This window comes from Nemorincola caseinilytica (assembly GCF_039540515.1).
Taxonomy (GTDB): domain Bacteria; phylum Bacteroidota; class Bacteroidia; order Chitinophagales; family Chitinophagaceae; genus Nemorincola; species Nemorincola caseinilytica.
The window spans coordinates 276,833-293,725 of record NZ_BAABFA010000019.1 but is presented as its reverse complement, the minus strand read 5'-3'; the positions used below and the strand labels follow the sequence as shown (position 1 = coordinate 293,725).

Genomic DNA, 16,893 nt, shown 5'->3' with positions numbered 1-16,893 from the left:
ATTCTATTGTAAAAAGAATAGCGATGCACAGTTGATGAACATATAGCAGCTACTATAGCCCGCCCACTACAATGTATCTCTGAATGGCCGCTGCGTGTACATGCATAAGATGTTATCTTATGCTACCGTTGCCGTGGTGGCAGGTGTGAATAAATTGTGGTGAAGACATAACAGATTATGAAGCAATCTTACAGCAGATCCTTCCTGAAAAAGCTGCCGGTCCTAGCGGCTATTTTTTTCCTGTGCCCTTTAGATACATTTTCCCAAACAGTAACGTGGTACCGCGATGTGGATGGTGACGGATGGGGCAATCCATCGGTGACCACTACTGCAGCCAGCCAGCCGGCAGGATATGTACTCAATAACCTGGACTGCAACGATAATAATAGCAACAGCAGCAGATGGCTGGGCCTGGGCACTGCTATATCGGAATATTCGGCAGAGTATACGGTGATAAAGCTGGATGCATCGGGTACGCCCTATGTAGCATACAATGACAATACATCGCGAGGATCGGTGGTGAAGTATAATGGCAGTACATGGTCTTATGTAGGTGCGCAGAAGTTCACAGGAGGCCAGGCACAATATATGTCTATGGCCTTCGATGCAAGCGGTAATCCGTATGTGGCCTATAGGGACAATGGCTACCAGGCATCGGCCATGCGGTTCAATGGCAGTAGCTGGGTGAACATAGGTTCTACACAGTTCACACCCGGTGGGGCCGTATATACATCGCTGGTGCTCGATGGCAGCAATACACCCTATGTGGCCTTTCGCGATGAGTACTGGATGTATGGCAGCAAGGCCAGTGTGATGAAATATGATGGCAGCAACTGGGTGTATGTAGGTACGGCAGGTTTTTCTGCCAGTACAGCAGAATGGACATCTATGGGCATAGATGCCAGTAACAACCTGTATGTGGCCTTTGCAGATGGCGCCAACAGCAATAAGGTGACCGTAATGAGATACAATGGCTCGTCGTGGGCCATACTGGGCAGTGCAGGCATATCAGCAGGATCGGCAAGTTATGTGTCGCTGGCGGTAGACATCTTTGGTACGCCATATGTGGCATATAAGGATGGCGGGAACAGCGATAAGATAAGCGTAAGGAAATACAATGGCAGTAGCTGGGTGCTGGTGGGTGCTGCGGGTTTTTCTGCAGGCAGTGTGAACTATGTATCGCTGGCAGTAGACAAGGCAAAGAACCCTGTAGTAGTGTACAGCGATGGCGCCAACAGTAATAAAGCTACGGTGATGCGCTTCAACGGATCGAGCTGGGTGAATGTGGTATCGGCAGGAATAACAACAGGATCGGCGAACCACACCACCGTGGCGCTAAGCCCATATGGCGTGCCATACATAGCCTACCAGGACGGCAATGCCAGCAATGGCCTTTCGGTAATGGGCCTGACTCCGGTGGTCAATTATCCTACCATACCTACCGTAACGCCATCATCATACACACTATGCTCTTCGGGAACGGTGACACTGACCGCTACCGGAACGCTGAACGATGGTACTGCATGGAAGTGGTACAGCGGCAGCTGCGGTGGCACTGCTATAGGTACCGGCTCATCTATAACAGTGAGTGTGAGCGCTACGCAGACATATTATGCACGCGGGGAGAACATTTGCCCAACATCGAACGGGAACTGCGGTTTTGCGGTCGTTACTTACAACCCTTCATCGAATGTATGGTACAAAGACAATGATGGGGACGGATGGGGCAGCCAGACGGTATCGACAGTGTCGTGTACGCAGCCTGCTACCTATGTGGCCAACAATATAGACTGTAATGATGCCTCGGTGACAGCATCGCTGTATTATAACCTGAGCAGCAACCCTATAAACACCTACCAGAACCAATGGACATCGATAGCCGTAGACCCTACTACCAATACGCCCTACGTGGGCTATTACGAAGAGTACTCCAGGGGCTCGGTAGTGAAGTATGTGAGCGGTAACTGGGTGTATGTAGGCGGTTCGCGCTTTACGGGTGGTGCTACGCAGTACAACCATGTGGCCATAAGCTCGAACGGTACGGTATATATGGGTTACCAGGATGCCTTTGCGGGAGCATCGGTAATGAAATTCGATGGCAGCAGCTGGGTACAGGTTGGCAGCGCTAATTTCTCTGCTGCGGGTACTTCTTATAACTCCCTGGCGCTAGACCCTGCCGGAACACCATATGTGGTATACAAGGATGCCTACTATATGTACAACAATAAGGCTACCGTGATGAAGTTCAACGGGAGCTCGTGGGAGTATGTAGGTACACCCGGTCTTTCCCCGGGCTCGGCCGATCATACCAGTATAGCCATAGATGGTGGCGGTACGCCCTATGTAGCTTTCTCTGATGGCAACAATAGCGGCAAGGTGACGGTGATGCGTTACCTGAGTGGGGCATGGACAACTGTAGGTACTGCGGGTTTCTCTGCGGGCAGTGCGTCCTATATCGATCTGGCCATGAGCAGTACGGGCATCCCGTATGTAGTGTATAAGGATGGTGGTAACAGCAACAAGGCCACTGTGATGCGTTTCAACGGCACTACATGGGTGAATGTGGGCTCTGCGGGTTTCTCAGCGGGGTCGGTAGAGTATACATCTATAGCGATAACAGGCACCACCCTGTTCGTATCATACAGCGATGGCAATAACAGCAACAGGGCCACGGTGATGCGTTTCAACGGTACTAGCTGGTCTAACCATGCTACAGGTATATCGTCAGGTACTTCCAATTTCAATTCTATAGCGGTAGATAACTATGGCATACCCATAACGGCCTTCCAGGATGCCTCTATGAGCAATAGGGTGTATGTGGCAAAGGCAGGCCCGAATGCTACAGCGCCTACCACGCCATCTGTAAGCTCTTCGACCGGTACTGTGAGTTGCGGTACACCTACCACACTGTCGGCCACCGGTACGCTCAATGGCGCGGGTGCATGGTACTGGTACAGTGGAAGCTGTGGCGGCACATTTGTAGGAACAGGTAATTCTATTGCCGTAACACCGTCCGCTACTACTACATACTATGCCATGGGCAATGGCGGCTGCCTTACCACACCGGGCAATTGCAGCAGTGGTATCACCATCAATGTGACGGGAGGGCCACCAAGTGTATCGGCCATCACAGGGCCTACCTCTTTGTGCGAAGGCAGTACTATAACGCTTTCCAGCGCTACGCCGGGGGGAACATGGAGCAGCAGCCATACAGGTAAGGCTACAGTGAACTCATCGGGTGTGGTGACAGGGGAGGGAAATGGTTCAGTGACCATTTCCTATTCGCTATCGAACTCTTGTGGTACTACGGTAAGGACCTACAACATAACTGTGATCGCAGGGCCGGGCGAGATATCGGGCACACTGTCGGTATGTGCGGGAGAGACCACCAATCTTAATTCCGGTGGGTCGGGGCCGTGGACCAGCAGTAATACCGGTATAGCTACCGTTAGCAGCACCGGCCTGGTGACAGGCGTAGCGGCGGGTACTGTAGGTATCACGCACACACTTTCATCGAACGGGTGTTACAGGGCCGCCGTAGTGACCGTGGGCGCGACCCCGGCGGCTATTACAGGTGCTACTTCTATATGTATCGGCCAGCAGACCACGCTCACAACTACACCTGCGGGCGGTACATGGACCAGCAGCAATACAAGCAATGCTACCGTGGGCTCGGCATCTGGGGTCGTCTCTGCCGTATCATCAGGGAATGTTACCATCAGGTACACGATGCCGGGGGGATGCTACAGCGAGCTGGATATATCGATGTTGAGCGCGCCGAATGCCTTTACGGGGGCTGCTATCTGCACGGGAGGTACAACAAGCCTGAGCTCAAGCGGCAGCGGACCATGGACCAGCAGCAATAATGGTGTGGCCTCTGTAAGCGGAAGTAGTGGTACAGGTACTGTGACAGGGGTGGCGGCAGGTACCGCGACCATTACCCATTCGCTGACGTCTACAGGCTGCTACACTACCGCCGTAGTGACCGTGAACCCGATGCCGGTGGCCATTACCGGTAATATGATACTGTGCTCTGATGCTACCAGTACACTGGCGAACAGTGTAGCTGGCGGTACATGGACAAGCAGCAATACCTCGAGAGCAACGGTAGGGGCGTCTACCGGTATTGTGAGCCCTGTATCGGCCGGTACCGCCAATATCACCTATACTACAGCGCTTGGGTGTTTTGTGACCGCAGTTGTAACGGTGACGAGCACCCCCGGCAACGTAACAGGCACACTCGCTACATGCCTTTTGGCCACCACACAACTATCATCGGTAGGTGCGGGACCATGGAGCAGTAGCAATACATCTGTAGCTAGTATTAATTCCACAGGTCTTGTAACGGGTAATGCGCAAGGCACTGCCACCATTACGCATACTGTAACATCAAGCGGATGCGTGGTGACGAAGGAAGTGACCGTGAACCCGCTACCCGATGTTATTTCAGGTACAGTGGGCATATGTATAGGCGGTACTTATACCTTTACCAATACTACCGCGGGTGGTACCTGGCAGAGCAGCGCTACCGCAAGAGCTACCATCGGGTCTTCATCGGGTGTGGTGACACCGGTATCGGCAGGTACTACCAATATCAGCTATATCCTCACTGCAACGGGTTGCAGCAGGTCTGCGGTATTGACAGTGAGCGCTGCGCCATCTATCACCGGCATTACCAATGGCGGGCCTATATGTGCGGGTGCTACACTCACCCTTACTACTTCGGGCCCATCTAACGTAGTAGGCTATAGCTGGACCGGTCCCGTGACAGTTACGAGCAGTATATCGGCATCGGCATCAGTACCTTCGGCCACTACTGCTGCATCGGGCGTATATACTGTGGCGGTGAACAACGGTAATTATCCGGGCTGTATAAAGACCTACACCACATCGGCCACGGTGAAGACCACGCCTATAGCTGCACCTGCCAATAACGGGCCCATATGCCCCGGCGGCAGCGCTACGCTCACCGCCAATTCATCGGGCGGGGCTACCGTATATGCATGGAGCGGCGCCGATCTTTCATCGGCCACTGTGCAGAATCCCACGGCGACGCCTACTGTTACCAGCACTTATTCGCTCACGGTATCGGATGGCAGCGGTAATGCGGGTTGTAGCCCTGCCACCATCTATACTACCACTGTTACCCGCAATACCACGCCTACGGCAGCGCCTACCAACAATGGCCCGGTATGCAGCGGCGGTACAGTGACACTGATGGCCAACCCCGGTGGCAGCACGAACGGCTATACATGGAGCGGCCCTAACCTGTCCTCTACAACAGTGCAGAACCCTACTGCCACACCTACTGCTACATCTACCTATTCGCTAACGGTGAGGTATGGCAATGGTAATCCCGGTTGCAGCCCATCTACGGTATATACTACGCAGGTGACCATTAGGCCCGGTGGCAATAACTGGTTGGGCACTGTAAGTAGCGACTGGTACACGGCGTCCAACTGGTGCAGTGGCGTGCCTACCACCACCACTACGGCCACCATACCAGCGGGCACACCATACTCGCCGCTGGTAGCATCGGGTACGGCATCGGTAAAGGATATAACAGTGGCTTCATCTGCCACGCTTACTGTAACGGGAGGTACCTTCAGGGTGAGCGGTACCATAGCTACAGCAGGCACCTTCAGTGTGACAGGTGGTACCATAGAGATGAATGGCTCTACGCTGCAAGCTATGGGCGCTAACCTTTTTGCTAACAATACCATCAACAACTTTACGGTAAGCAATGCTGCAGGTGTGAGCCTGGGTGGTGCGCTGAAGATAAGAGGTGTGGTGAAGGCCGCCAGCGGCAACATAGCATCGAATGGTTACCTGACACTGCTTTCTACCGCGGCGCAGACAGCGCTGATAGATGGCAGCGGCAGCGGCTCTGTGACAGGCAACACCATAGTAGAGCGCTATGTGACACGAGACTATGGCTATAAGTATGTGAGCTCGCCTTTCACTTCCCTGACGGTGGGTGCATTCGGAAGCTATGTGGACCTCGGCGCAGCATTCCCTACATTCTACTACTACAACGAAAGCCTGAGCACTGCAGGCTGGGTAACGTATACCACTACGGCCAGCACGCTTACGCCCATGACGGGCTATGCGGCCAACTTCGGTACATCGTCATCGCCGGTCACAGTAAGCCTGACAGGTGTGGTGAACAACGGGCCTTTCTCTACCACACTGTACAACCGTAACAGGACGTATACGAAAGGCTTCAACCTGGTAGGCAATCCTTACCCATCGCCCATAGACTGGAACGCCTCTACCGGCTGGACAAAGACGAACATAGATAATGCGGTCTACTACTTCAACGCCAGCGATACCAACCAGTATACGGGTATATACAGCTCATATGTAGGTGGTGTATCCAGCGATGGTGTGGCCAACAATGTCATACCCGCTATGCAAGGTTTCTTTGTGCATGTATCTAACGGCAGCTACCCGGTAACGGGCTCCTTTGGCATGAACAATAATGTGCGCGTGAACAACCTGACCCCAACATACCATAAGAGCACGACAGGCAGTATGCCTCTGCTAAGGCTGGGGGCGAAGTATGTATCTTCTGCGCTGTATGACCCGACGGTAGTATACTTCAGCGAGGCCGGCAATGGTATGTTCGACCCGGAACTGGATGCGCTGAAGCTGATGAACACGGACTCTACATTGCCCAACCTGTATACTATATCGAAGGACGAGAATAAACTATCGATACAGGCGGTGAGGACAGTGGCCGATAGCATAGAGATAGTGCCCGTAGGTATACAGATGCCGGAAGAGGGCAGGGTATGGATAGGTGCGCGCAGCATAGAGAACGTGCCTGATGATGTGCATATCTTCCTTTACGATGCCAATGCAAAAATAGTGCGCGACCTGCGCAACGATCCTGCTTATGAGGTGTCGCTGGGCAAGGGCAGTTACGATAGTCGTTTCTACCTGATGCTGACCCGCAGGGGCAAAGAAGAACTGCCTGTGGTGAATGGCGCTATAAACGCCTATACATCGGGTGGGAGCCTGTTCGTGCATACACTTACCGATGAGTGCGATGTGACCGTGAGCGACCTGCTGGGCCGTACCGTAGGGCGGTACCAACTGGCAGGCAGCGGCTACCACGAGATAAAGCTGCAAGTGGCAAGTGGTGTATATATCGCTACTTTCAATTCTGACCTTGGCAGGCAGTCGATGAAGATCTCTGTCTTCCACTAGGGGTATGCCAGGTGCATCATTTATTCACACTTATGTCATGCATAAGCTCTTTTGTCCACAAAATATTGTGTGTCAGGCATCCGCGTGGCCATTTCATTACATTTGCTATCCCAATGCCGGTGTGGCAGCATTTTTTTAACGGTTCGTAAGGGCTGTTTTGGCTATACGTTGGCAACCGGCGGAATAATTTTTGAACACTATAAAAAGCACACCAAAAAGGCGCACTGCGCCGCCATATATGCATCTTTTCATGTCAAGGCCGGGAATGTTGTTGAAAGTTGTTCCTGTATTTTTCCTTACTGTAGTATTGTTCTCCTGCCGCGAGCGTCATACGCGCCCGGGGCCATCGGGCTTTGCCGATGTGTCCTTTGCCGATGAGCTGAGTACTGTGATGCCAGCGCCCGATACCGTATGTGTGAAGCCCGGAGCCAACCTGACAGAACAGGATGTGCGCCTGGCCTATGCCACCGACGACCACCAGCCTATATGGGTGAGGGAGAACTACTCATCGAACAAGGCAGCGGCAACGCTGATAGCGGAACTGGAAGAAATGCAGTGGGATGGCGCACCGGCCCACATATACGATATGGCAGACATAAAGCTGCTGCGCGAAAAGCTGGACACTACGAAGAAGAACTCGGTAAAGGATGCCATACGTTTCGATACCATGCTCACGCGTCGCTACCTGGCGGCGGCCAAGTTCCTGCTGTTCGGGGAGCTGCTGCCACGCAGGGCCGATTCGCTGTGGTACCACGCCAATGATTCGGAATGGAGCGCGCCGCAGCTACTGGCAACATCAGAGGGCGGCTACCCCGCGCTGGATGAATATTACCGCAGCGAATGGCCCACTTACAGGCTGCTGCGCAAAGCATATAAACACTACTACGAGCTGAGCACCGACAGTAACTATCTGAATGCGGTCTTCAATATGCAGCCCGGCCAGAACGATAGTGTGATGCACACCAGCATGCACTACATAATAGAGAAAGAGCTGCCCTGGCTACAGATAGTGCCCAATGACACCATAAGCGATGAAAAGCAACGTATAATGGCCTACCAGAACTACCTGTCGCTGCGGGTGACAGGTAAGGCCGACAGCGCTACCATAGCCGGCCTGGGCACTACGCCCGAGGTGTATATGAAAAGGCTGCGCGCAAATATGGAACGCATACGCTGGATGAGGCGCAAGGTGGCCGATACCTTCATAATAGTGAATGTGCCGCTGATGGAGCTTTTCTTTCGCAGGAACGGCGAGGAGATAATGCATAAGCGAGTAGTAGTGGGCAGACCTGCAAGGCAGACCCCATCGCTGCAGGCCAATATGGCCAATGTGGTGATAAACCCGCCATGGGGCGTACCGCCTACCATACTGAAGAACGATGTGCTGCCCGGCATACAGAAGAGCGGCGATAAGTACCTGGCCAAGAAAGGGCTTAAGGTATACGACAACAAAGGCAAGGCAGTGAACGTGGCTACAATAAATGCCAAGAACTACCGCAGGTATAATTACAAGCAGGCACCGGGGCACGATAATTCGCTGGGGTATGTGAAATTCAATATGCCCAATAAATGGGACATATACCTGCATGATACACCCCACCGCGAAGACTTTGCCAAACGCGACAGAGCGCTGAGTTCGGGCTGCGTGCGTGTGCATAAGCCTATGGAACTGGCAGAGCTCATACTATCGGGTTTTGAGAACAAGAAGCAGTATACACAGGGCAAGCTGGACAGCCTGAGCATGACGCACAAAACACGCTGGGAGACGCTGAAGAACAAGATACCGGTATGCATCACCTATCTGACAGCGTTCGAGGATAGTACCAGCACGCACATACGCTTTGCCCGCGACATATACCAGCGCGATGCGAAGCTGATAGCCATGATGAAATAGGAAGGTTCGAATTCCAAATTTCAGACCCCAAATTTCAAGGGAGTAGATCCAAGGGGGAAATTCCAAATTTCAGGTGTCAAAATTCAAAGGGATACTTCTAATTGGAGATCCCCGAGATATGCTGTTGCCCGGTGCCCTCAACACCAAGTCCTGATCCCTTGTCCCTAATACCCAATTCCAAATACCTAATTCCTTGTAATTCCGTTTTTAACCGATGGTCAATAATTTAGTTATCTCATTACGCTTTGAAACAGAATTTAATTACTGTTTAAATATTTCATTGCTATTTCATAAAGAAAAATAAGATCTGGCATGAATATTGTTATAGAAATACAAAAAACAGCCCTTATGAACCCTGTCTTTACACGCTAATTTTTCCTCCATACCGTTCTTACCCCTCTATTTGTTGCATACAGAATGTGACGTGTTCACGTTGCATGCCTATGCGATGAGGTGAGCCAATTACCTGGCTATTTTACCACGGTACATCTTCTTTCTCATACCCGACCATAAAAAATACCGGCAACTGCTTTTGCAGATGCCGGTATGCGTATCTTATATACTTGCGTACTAATTGCCGTTGAGGTATTGCGCCATTTTTTTAGAGAGCGCATCGCTGGCCTGTACCAGTGGCAGGCGCACATACTGCTCGCATATGCCCATATGCTTCAGCATACACTTCACACCGGTGGGGTTGCCCTCGGCAAAAAGCATATCTATACCGGGCAGCATTTTGTAGAACACCTTGCGGGCCTTATCGAATTTGCCTACTATGGCCAGATTGATGACATCGGTCATATCCTTGGTAAAACAATTGGCGGCTACAGATATGATGCCTTCCATACCTATGGCCATCTGTGCCAGCGCCAGGTTGTCATCGCCGGATAGGACGGTGAAATTATCGGGCTTGCCGTGTATCAGTTCCAGGCACTGGGCTATGTTGCCACTGGCCTCTTTTATGGCTATGATGTTGTTGTACTCTCCGGCCAGTCTTATGGCCGTAGCAGGCATTATATTGCTGCCGGTGCGTGCGGGCACGTTGTACAGTATGATGGGTTTGTTGGTATTGGAGGCTATGGCTTTGAAGTGCTGGTATATGCCCTCCTGCGATGGCCTGTTGTAGTATGGCGCCACGCTGAGTATGGCATCCACATCGCGCAGGTCCATATCTTTCAGCTGTTGCACGGTCTCGGTGGTGTTGTTGCCGCCTATGCCGCATACCACGGGTACATGGCCATCATTGGCACGCAGCACGGTGGCCAGTACATCGGCTTTTTCCTGTGCAGACAAAGTAGGTGTCTCTGCAGTGGTGCCAAGGGCCACTACAAAATCGACACCGCCTTTGATGACGTGTGCAGTAAGTTTTTCAAGGGCAGGGTGATCAACGCTGCCATCTTTGAGAAAGGGTGTCACCAGCGCTACGCCGGTCCCTTTGAATTGCTGATAAGCCATTGTAGAGTCGTTTCTTATTTTTTAACCGTAGTGAGCGGCATGGGTTACTGTACTAAGTTCAATATGGGTTATCTCTTCTAAGGAGTACTTTGATATCTGTCGTTAGTTTTTCGTTAGCTTTTCAATGTTAATGTTACGCAATAAAAGTAACAAATTGTTTAATAATAAACAAATGTTATTCAACAAAAAGAACATATATTTTGTGGAACGCCATATAATGTTCACCTGTTAAATGGTGTATACATAGAAATGTGTAGTGCAAAAGGAATATAGGTATACCTGCCTTAAGAGGGGTATACGAGCCATAAGAAGTGGGTATGTAAAGGCATCAGGCAGTGGTATCCTCAAGCGGTACTTCGTTGTAGAAGCCCATACCCGAGAACTTGCCGATACGCTGCTCTATGCGGGTATCGGCAGCTACCTGCTGCAGGCCCGCAAGTGTAGTAGTAAGGTATTGTTTCAGGGTAGCGGCCATGGCCTCGGGGTTGGCATGAGCGCCACCCAGCGGCTCGGGTATCACATCGTCTACCAGGCCAAAGCTGCTCATGTCCTTAGAGGTAAGCCTTAATTGTTCTGCGGCCTTCTCCTTGAAGTTCCAGTTGCGCCAGAGTATAGATGAGCATGATTCGGGTGATATGACAGAATACCAGGTGTTCTCCAGCATGGCCACTTTGTCGCCTATACCTATGCCCAGTGCGCCGCCCGATGCGCCCTCGCCTATGATAACGCATATGACAGGCACCTGCAGGTTCATCATCTCGAAGAGGTTGCGTGCTATGGCCTCGGCCTGTCCGCGTTCTTCGGCCTCAAGGCCGGGGAATGCGCCGGGGGTATCTATGAAGGTGATAACGGGCCTGTTGAACTTCTCGGCCATCTTCATAAGGCGCAGCGCCTTGCGATAGCCCTCGGGATTGGCCATACCGAAATTGCGCAGCTGGCGCAGCTTGGTATTGGTGCCCTTCTGCTGGCCCAGCACCATTACGGGCTGGCCGTTCAGCTCGGCCATACCGCCTACCATGGCCTTATCGTCCTTTACCTGCCTGTCGCCAAAGAGCTCTGTGAAATTGGTGAATATCTGCTCTATGTAATAAAGCGTATATGGCCTTTCGGGATGGCGGCTGAGCTGTACGCGCTGCCATGGTGTGAGGTCGGCATATATCTTTCCGCGGGTCGTTTCCATTGCGGCCTCAAGCTCACGAATACTGTTCGACACATCTACCTTGTTCTTGGCAGCTATCTCTTTCAGCTTGTTTATCTGGTTGTGCAGGTCTTCCAGTGGCTTTTCAAAATCGAGAAACAACATCTAAATGAATATTTAGGACACAAATGTAGGGGATCGGGCAGAGAATACGCAACATGGACACCTGCCGAAAAATATATGTAATATGACCATTACACCCCGCTATCGTTCTTCACATCCAGGTCTTGCCCGGCGTAGAAACCCAGGTCTTTGTTGCGCAATAGCTTGGTGTGCAGCGCTATCTGCCCTGTATGGTAGGAGTAATGCTCGGTAACGTGTACACATATACCTATGCCACTCATGCTGAAGCCCTGTACCATGCGCACACGCATCATTTCTTGTGGTGTGGCGGCGGCTATGATCTTTATGGCCTCTTCGGCGGTAGTATGCATCATGTCTTGCAGTTGTTGCCGGGTATAGCCACCCATGGCGTCGAACTCCTGCCTGCGTATGCGACTGTCGGGTCTATCGCCCAGCGACGATAAGATGTACTGTCCTATGTTGCCGCAGAGGTGCAGCACCAGGTTGCCTACGCTTGCCAGCTGGTCATTCGGGCGGCGCCATATCTCGGTCTCAGATAACTCGCCAAGGCAGCGTTCTATACGTTCGGTGCTTTCGCGCATACGCAATATGCACTGATCGCCGAACTCTGCAGCAAAAGCAACTACTGTATCGTTCATAATGATGTGATATGCCCAAAGCTACAGATATCGCCACTAATTATGGTTACATTTGAGTCCATGATGAACTGGAAACTTATACTTATGCTGTCGCTTTGCGGCATTGTCACAGGGTTGGCAGTGGTGTTCGTGCTGCCGGCAAAGTATGAGTCGGCAGTGGCCACGCCTATCTATCTTTTTTCAGCCTATATGCTGGCCCGCTTCATAGAGCGCAGGCATTTTCTTCATGGTATGCTGGTAGGGCTTATCAGCACGGCATGGTCGGTACTCATATGCATTACCCTGTGGGAGAGCTATGTGGCCCATCATACCGATGGTACCGACCCATATACCAAACTGGCCAAAGTGTATGGTATCACAGTGCCGCGGGCCATGCTGTTCCTGGGTATGTTCAATGCGCTGCTATCGGCAGTGGTGACGGGCGCTTTTACCCATGCGGCAGGCAAGATAATGCACAAGGTGCGCGGCTGGTAACAGGGTAGTGTATGCGTATTTCCTCTTTCCAATAAATTTCATTAATATTACTGTACAGCATAAGGATACTTGTACAGGAGCAGCTCTGCGAACAGGAACATAGCAAGATAGACCGGAACAATTGACAAGCCGATAGACAGCATCAGTATATTGTTCAATTACTTCAACCCGCGATCCATCTATGTCAGCATCCAGCAAGGTGAACGACCTCGTAGTGAGGTTCGCCAATGTGAACGGTACGGGCTCTGCCAGCGCCAATTTCCTCTTTACGAAGTCGGTATTCCGTATAGGTGTTCCTGTAACGCCCAAGAACATCTTTCCATCGAATATACAAGGCCTGCCTACATGGTACGAGGTGCGCATAAGCGAGAAGGGCTACCTGGGCCGGCGCGAAGGTATAGACCTGATGGTGGCCATGAACCCGCAAAGCATGGCAGGCGATGTGGCATCGGTAAGAACAGGAGGTTATTTTCTTTACGACAGTACCAGGGTGCTGCATGCCGATATGCTGCGCGATGATATACACTACATAGGCATACCGCTAATGGAGCTATGCAACCGTGAGTATACCGACCCGCGCCAGCGGCAACTGTTCAAGAACATCGTCTATGTGGGTGCGCTATCGGCGCTCTTCGGTATAGAGTTCGGGGTGCTGGAGCAGCTGATAGCAGAGCAGTTTCCCGGGAAGGAGAAACTGATACCACCCAATATAAAGGCGCTAAAGATGGGTGTGCAATATGTGCACGACCATTTCAGCTACCCGCTGGACCTGCGCATAGAGCGCCGCGACCTGGTGGGCGATAAGATAATGGTAGACGGCAATTCGGCCTGCGGGCTTGGTGCTATATATGCGGGCGCTACAGTAGCGGCATGGTATCCCATCACACCATCTACATCGGTGGTAGAGGCGTTCATGGGCTATGCGGATGAATACCGTACCGATGCCGCTACCGGCAAGCGCAATGTGGCCATAGTACAGGCCGAGGACGAGCTGGCAGCAATAGGTATGGTGATAGGCGCAGGCTGGAACGGCGCACGGGCCTTCACAGCTACCAGCGGGCCGGGAGTGTCGCTGATGAACGAGTTCCTGGGGCTGGGATATTTTGCCGAGATACCTGCTGTGCTCATAGATGTGCAGCGTACAGGGCCATCTACAGGTATGCCCACACGCACGCAGCAGAGCGATGTGATGGAGGCCGCATATGCCTCTCATGGCGATACCAAGCAGGTACTGCTCTTCCCGGCCACACCTAAGGAGTGCTTCGAGATGACGGCCACGGCCTTTGACCTGGCAGAGCAATTGCAGACACCGGTGATAGTGATGACAGACCTGGACCTGGGTATGAACGACCATGTGTCGCCCCCTTTCGAGTGGGATGATAGCCGTGACTACAAGCGCGGCAAGGTGCTAACGGCCGAAGAGCTGGAAGGCATACAGCGCTTTGGCCGCTACCTGGATGTGGACAATGATGGCATCACTTACCGTACATACCCGGGTACGCACCCTACCAAGGGGGCTTTCTTCACGCGCGGTACATCGCGCGATGAGTATGCTGTGTATACCGAGGATGGCGGGGCATATAAGCGCAATATGGACCGCCTGCTGCGCAAATGGGAAACGGCCAAAGAGTATGTGCCCGCACCACAGCGGTACGATATGGCGCACAAAACATCGGCAGCTATATTGTTCTATGGCACATCGCAGTATGCTGCCGAGGAGGCGATGGATATACTGGAACAGGAAGGCGTGATGCTGGATGCCATGCGTATAAAGGCATTCCCCTTCAATAGGGATGTGGAGGCTTTCATACACGCGCACGAGCGTGTGTTTGTGATAGACCAGAACCGCGATGCGCAGATGCGCAGCCTGCTGATGATAGAGCTGGGCATAGACCCGGCCAAACTGGTATCGGTGCTGAACTATGACGGTATGCCCATAACCGCCGACAATATAGCAAGGCAGGTACTGGCGAAAATGGCGGTACGCGTGTAGCGCAGGCCTAGGCAACAAGCAGGGTTATCAATTCATTTATCTCGTTCTTCGTTACTACCTGTGGCATGGGTAGTGCGGGGTCGGTCATGGCCCTGAGCACGGCATCGGCTATGGCCGTGGGCGATCCCTGGTCGAAGGTGAGACTGGGTTTTACCACATCGTACACAAATGGCAGGTCTGATGCCAGTATCTTCATGCCGCTTTCTGCGGCCTCTATGAGCGGCAGGCCGAAGCTCTCCATCAAAGACGGGAATATGAGGTAGGGGCAATTGAAGTACAGCTCGCGGGGATCGAGGTAAACATGGTTCACTATGCGCGCGCCGCGCTCATTGAGCTGGCGTACACGCTCTATGAAGGCAGGCGCTGTATCGTCTATGGTCACATGCAGCACCGGCGTGTGCCCATTGTTCAGCAGGTGTTCCCAGGCATTCAGCAGGTTGGGGTAGTTCTTCTGCGGCGATGGGTTGCTAATGAAGACGAACTCGTCCTTGGCCCTTTCTGCAAAAGGCTTGCCGCCACTTATATACTTCCTGTTGTCGTAGAATGGTATGGTGAGGCAGTCGGCATCTTTCTTCAGTCCTACATCTACCAGCATCTCTACCATATGCGGTGTCTGCACTATGTACTTGTCGGTATTGCGGTTGTACAGCTTTACATACAGGTACTTCACATACTGCGACCAGAACATCTTCCGGAATTTTTTGCCCGGCGCTTCCAGCAGTTTCTGATTGTGGAAGTAGGTATACGCCTTGCCTTTTATGCGCACTGGTGGCGGGGTATTGGCAAAGCAGAATAGGGTCTGGTATTTGCCTTTGTTCTGCTTGTAGTACTTTATGCGCTCACTTATCTTGTTGGGTATCACCTCGTAGTTAGCTGTAAGTGCCGCAGGCCGCTCGAAGCGGGGATCGAGCAGGAAGAAGAACTTATCCTTGTGCGGCCCGGCCAGCATGGTGTCTATGAGGTATTGCAGCAATACCGCGCCGCCGCCCTTGTTTATGAACACTGCATCTATGAGTATCATACTGTCTTAATTATATTTTCAGTGAGGGCGATAATGGTTTGCCGGTCATCGCAGTTCTGAAGGAAAGAAATTATTGACAGAATTTGCATTCCGGGCGTTTCGGGTGATGAAATACATGATATGCGCGATGTCCCATGCAAGCACTATATGATCGCGCCTGATGCATAGTTGTGTATGCGGTATGGGGCCACCCGATGTGATGTGGCAGCCACGCACAGCAGAGGCGCAAGAGGTAAATCCGGCATCGAACACAGCTTTCTTCCCGTTGCTGTTGAGGTCAGAAAAACGGCCATATGGGAAGGCGAAATGTTTCACATCGCCGCATTTTGCGCTTAGTACGTCGAACGACCGCTGTACATCTTCGCTTACAATGGCGGCCGGTGTTCTGGCCATGTTCATGTGCATCATTGTCTGGCTGCCTATCTCATGTCCCATGGACAGAAGGGTGTTCACATCGTCCCAATTGAGAAAATCTACCGTAGGGAAATGCAATGTATCTGAGCAATGTCGCTTTATCTTGTTGGGGTCGGTCTCGCCGGTTATGCCCGGGTTTATGAAGAAGCATGCCTTTACACCATACTTGTTCATTATCTCGGCAGCTTTAAGGTTGTTCCTGAATCCGTCATCGGAACTGAACGAGATATAGGGCTTGTCGATATTGCCCGATAAGACCTTATCTACCGCTGAGGAATAGCTGATGAACTCGTGGTCTTTGCCCAGGCGCTGAAGCAATGCATCGAGCCCGGCCTCCTCATCTTTGAAGATGTGGTGCAGGTACAGGAACTGTACCCGAGGCCTGGCCAGATAGCTTTCGTCGGCGAACCTGGCAAGATAGGTAAGGGCAATATCGCGCAGGTAACCCCTTAAAGGCGCCTTTTTACGTTTCACATCCTTGTAGTACTCTACGGGTCGGTCGCTCATCAGCTA

At 52.0% G+C, this 16,893-nt stretch carries 9 protein-coding genes; 4 read left to right on the top strand and 5 right to left on the bottom strand.

Annotation, left to right across the window (positions count from 1 at the left end; genetic code table 11):
* Positions 1–177 precede the first annotated feature (177 nt).
* Positions 178–7,212: an Ig-like domain-containing protein gene (locus ABD843_RS14070; RefSeq protein WP_345084357.1), complete on the top strand. Its 7,035-nt coding sequence runs from the start codon at positions 178–180 to the stop codon at positions 7,210–7,212.
* 265 nt (positions 7,213–7,477) lie between these two features.
* The gene (locus ABD843_RS14065) at positions 7,478–9,106 is read left to right on the top strand and encodes a L,D-transpeptidase family protein (RefSeq protein WP_345084355.1); all 1,629 of its coding nucleotides are present in this window, start codon (positions 7,478–7,480) and stop codon (positions 9,104–9,106) included.
* 570 nt (positions 9,107–9,676) lie between these two features.
* Here the strand turns inward: ABD843_RS14065 and dapA are convergent.
* The 3 genes from dapA to ABD843_RS14050 all read right to left on the bottom strand — a co-directional run bounded on the left by dapA (position 9,677) and on the right by ABD843_RS14050 (position 12,478).
* Complete coding sequence (dapA, locus tag ABD843_RS14060; protein ID WP_345084351.1) at positions 9,677–10,558, bottom strand: 4-hydroxy-tetrahydrodipicolinate synthase; 882 nt, start codon at positions 10,556–10,558, stop codon at positions 9,677–9,679.
* A gap of 328 nt (positions 10,559–10,886) precedes the next feature.
* A complete protein-coding gene (locus ABD843_RS14055) occupies positions 10,887–11,861 on the bottom strand; it encodes an acetyl-CoA carboxylase carboxyltransferase subunit alpha (RefSeq protein WP_345084348.1) in 975 nt (324 codons plus the stop codon).
* Positions 11,862–11,950: 89 nt separating this feature from the next.
* Positions 11,951–12,478: a DinB family protein gene (locus tag ABD843_RS14050; RefSeq protein ID WP_345084345.1), complete on the bottom strand. Its 528-nt coding sequence runs from the start codon at positions 12,476–12,478 to the stop codon at positions 11,951–11,953.
* Between the two features lie 60 nt (positions 12,479–12,538).
* On the opposite strand from ABD843_RS14050, the gene ABD843_RS14045 reads away from it, so the two are divergent.
* Together ABD843_RS14045 and ABD843_RS14040 are read left to right on the top strand one after the other, a co-directional pair.
* Positions 12,539–12,952, top strand: coding sequence for a hypothetical protein (locus ABD843_RS14045; protein WP_345084342.1), 414 nt, complete (start codon positions 12,539–12,541; stop codon positions 12,950–12,952).
* Positions 12,953–13,133: 181 nt separating this feature from the next.
* A complete protein-coding gene (locus tag ABD843_RS14040; RefSeq protein WP_345084339.1) occupies positions 13,134–14,945 on the top strand; it encodes a 2-oxoacid:acceptor oxidoreductase subunit alpha in 1,812 nt (603 codons plus the stop codon).
* A 7-nt stretch (positions 14,946–14,952) separates the two neighbouring features.
* Here the strand turns inward: ABD843_RS14040 and ABD843_RS14035 are convergent, their stop codons facing one another.
* Together ABD843_RS14035 and ABD843_RS14030 are read right to left on the bottom strand one after the other, a co-directional pair.
* A complete protein-coding gene (locus ABD843_RS14035; protein ID WP_345084336.1) occupies positions 14,953–15,966 on the bottom strand; it encodes a glycosyltransferase in 1,014 nt (337 codons plus the stop codon).
* A gap of 45 nt (positions 15,967–16,011) precedes the next feature.
* The gene (locus ABD843_RS14030) at positions 16,012–16,887 is read right to left on the bottom strand and encodes a polysaccharide deacetylase family protein (protein WP_345084333.1); all 876 of its coding nucleotides are present in this window, start codon (positions 16,885–16,887) and stop codon (positions 16,012–16,014) included.
* Positions 16,888–16,893 lie beyond the last annotated feature (6 nt).

Bases quoted from the DNA above. Each gene is read 5' to 3' on its own strand.
- ABD843_RS14070 (WP_345084357.1), top strand. From the start codon at position 178: ATGAAGCAATCTTACAGCAGATCCTTCCTGAAAAAGCTGCCGGTCCTA.
- ABD843_RS14065 (WP_345084355.1), top strand. From the start codon at position 7,478: ATGTTGTTGAAAGTTGTTCCTGTATTTTTCCTTACTGTAGTATTGTTC.
- dapA (WP_345084351.1), bottom strand. From the start codon at position 10,558: ATGGCTTATCAGCAATTCAAAGGGACCGGCGTAGCGCTGGTGACACCC.
- ABD843_RS14055 (WP_345084348.1), bottom strand. From the start codon at position 11,861: ATGTTGTTTCTCGATTTTGAAAAGCCACTGGAAGACCTGCACAACCAG.
- ABD843_RS14050 (WP_345084345.1), bottom strand. From the start codon at position 12,478: ATGAACGATACAGTAGTTGCTTTTGCTGCAGAGTTCGGCGATCAGTGC.
- ABD843_RS14045 (WP_345084342.1), top strand. From the start codon at position 12,539: ATGATGAACTGGAAACTTATACTTATGCTGTCGCTTTGCGGCATTGTC.
- ABD843_RS14040 (WP_345084339.1), top strand. From the start codon at position 13,134: ATGTCAGCATCCAGCAAGGTGAACGACCTCGTAGTGAGGTTCGCCAAT.
- ABD843_RS14035 (WP_345084336.1), bottom strand. From the start codon at position 15,966: ATGATACTCATAGATGCAGTGTTCATAAACAAGGGCGGCGGCGCGGTA.
- ABD843_RS14030 (WP_345084333.1), bottom strand. From the start codon at position 16,887: ATGAGCGACCGACCCGTAGAGTACTACAAGGATGTGAAACGTAAAAAG.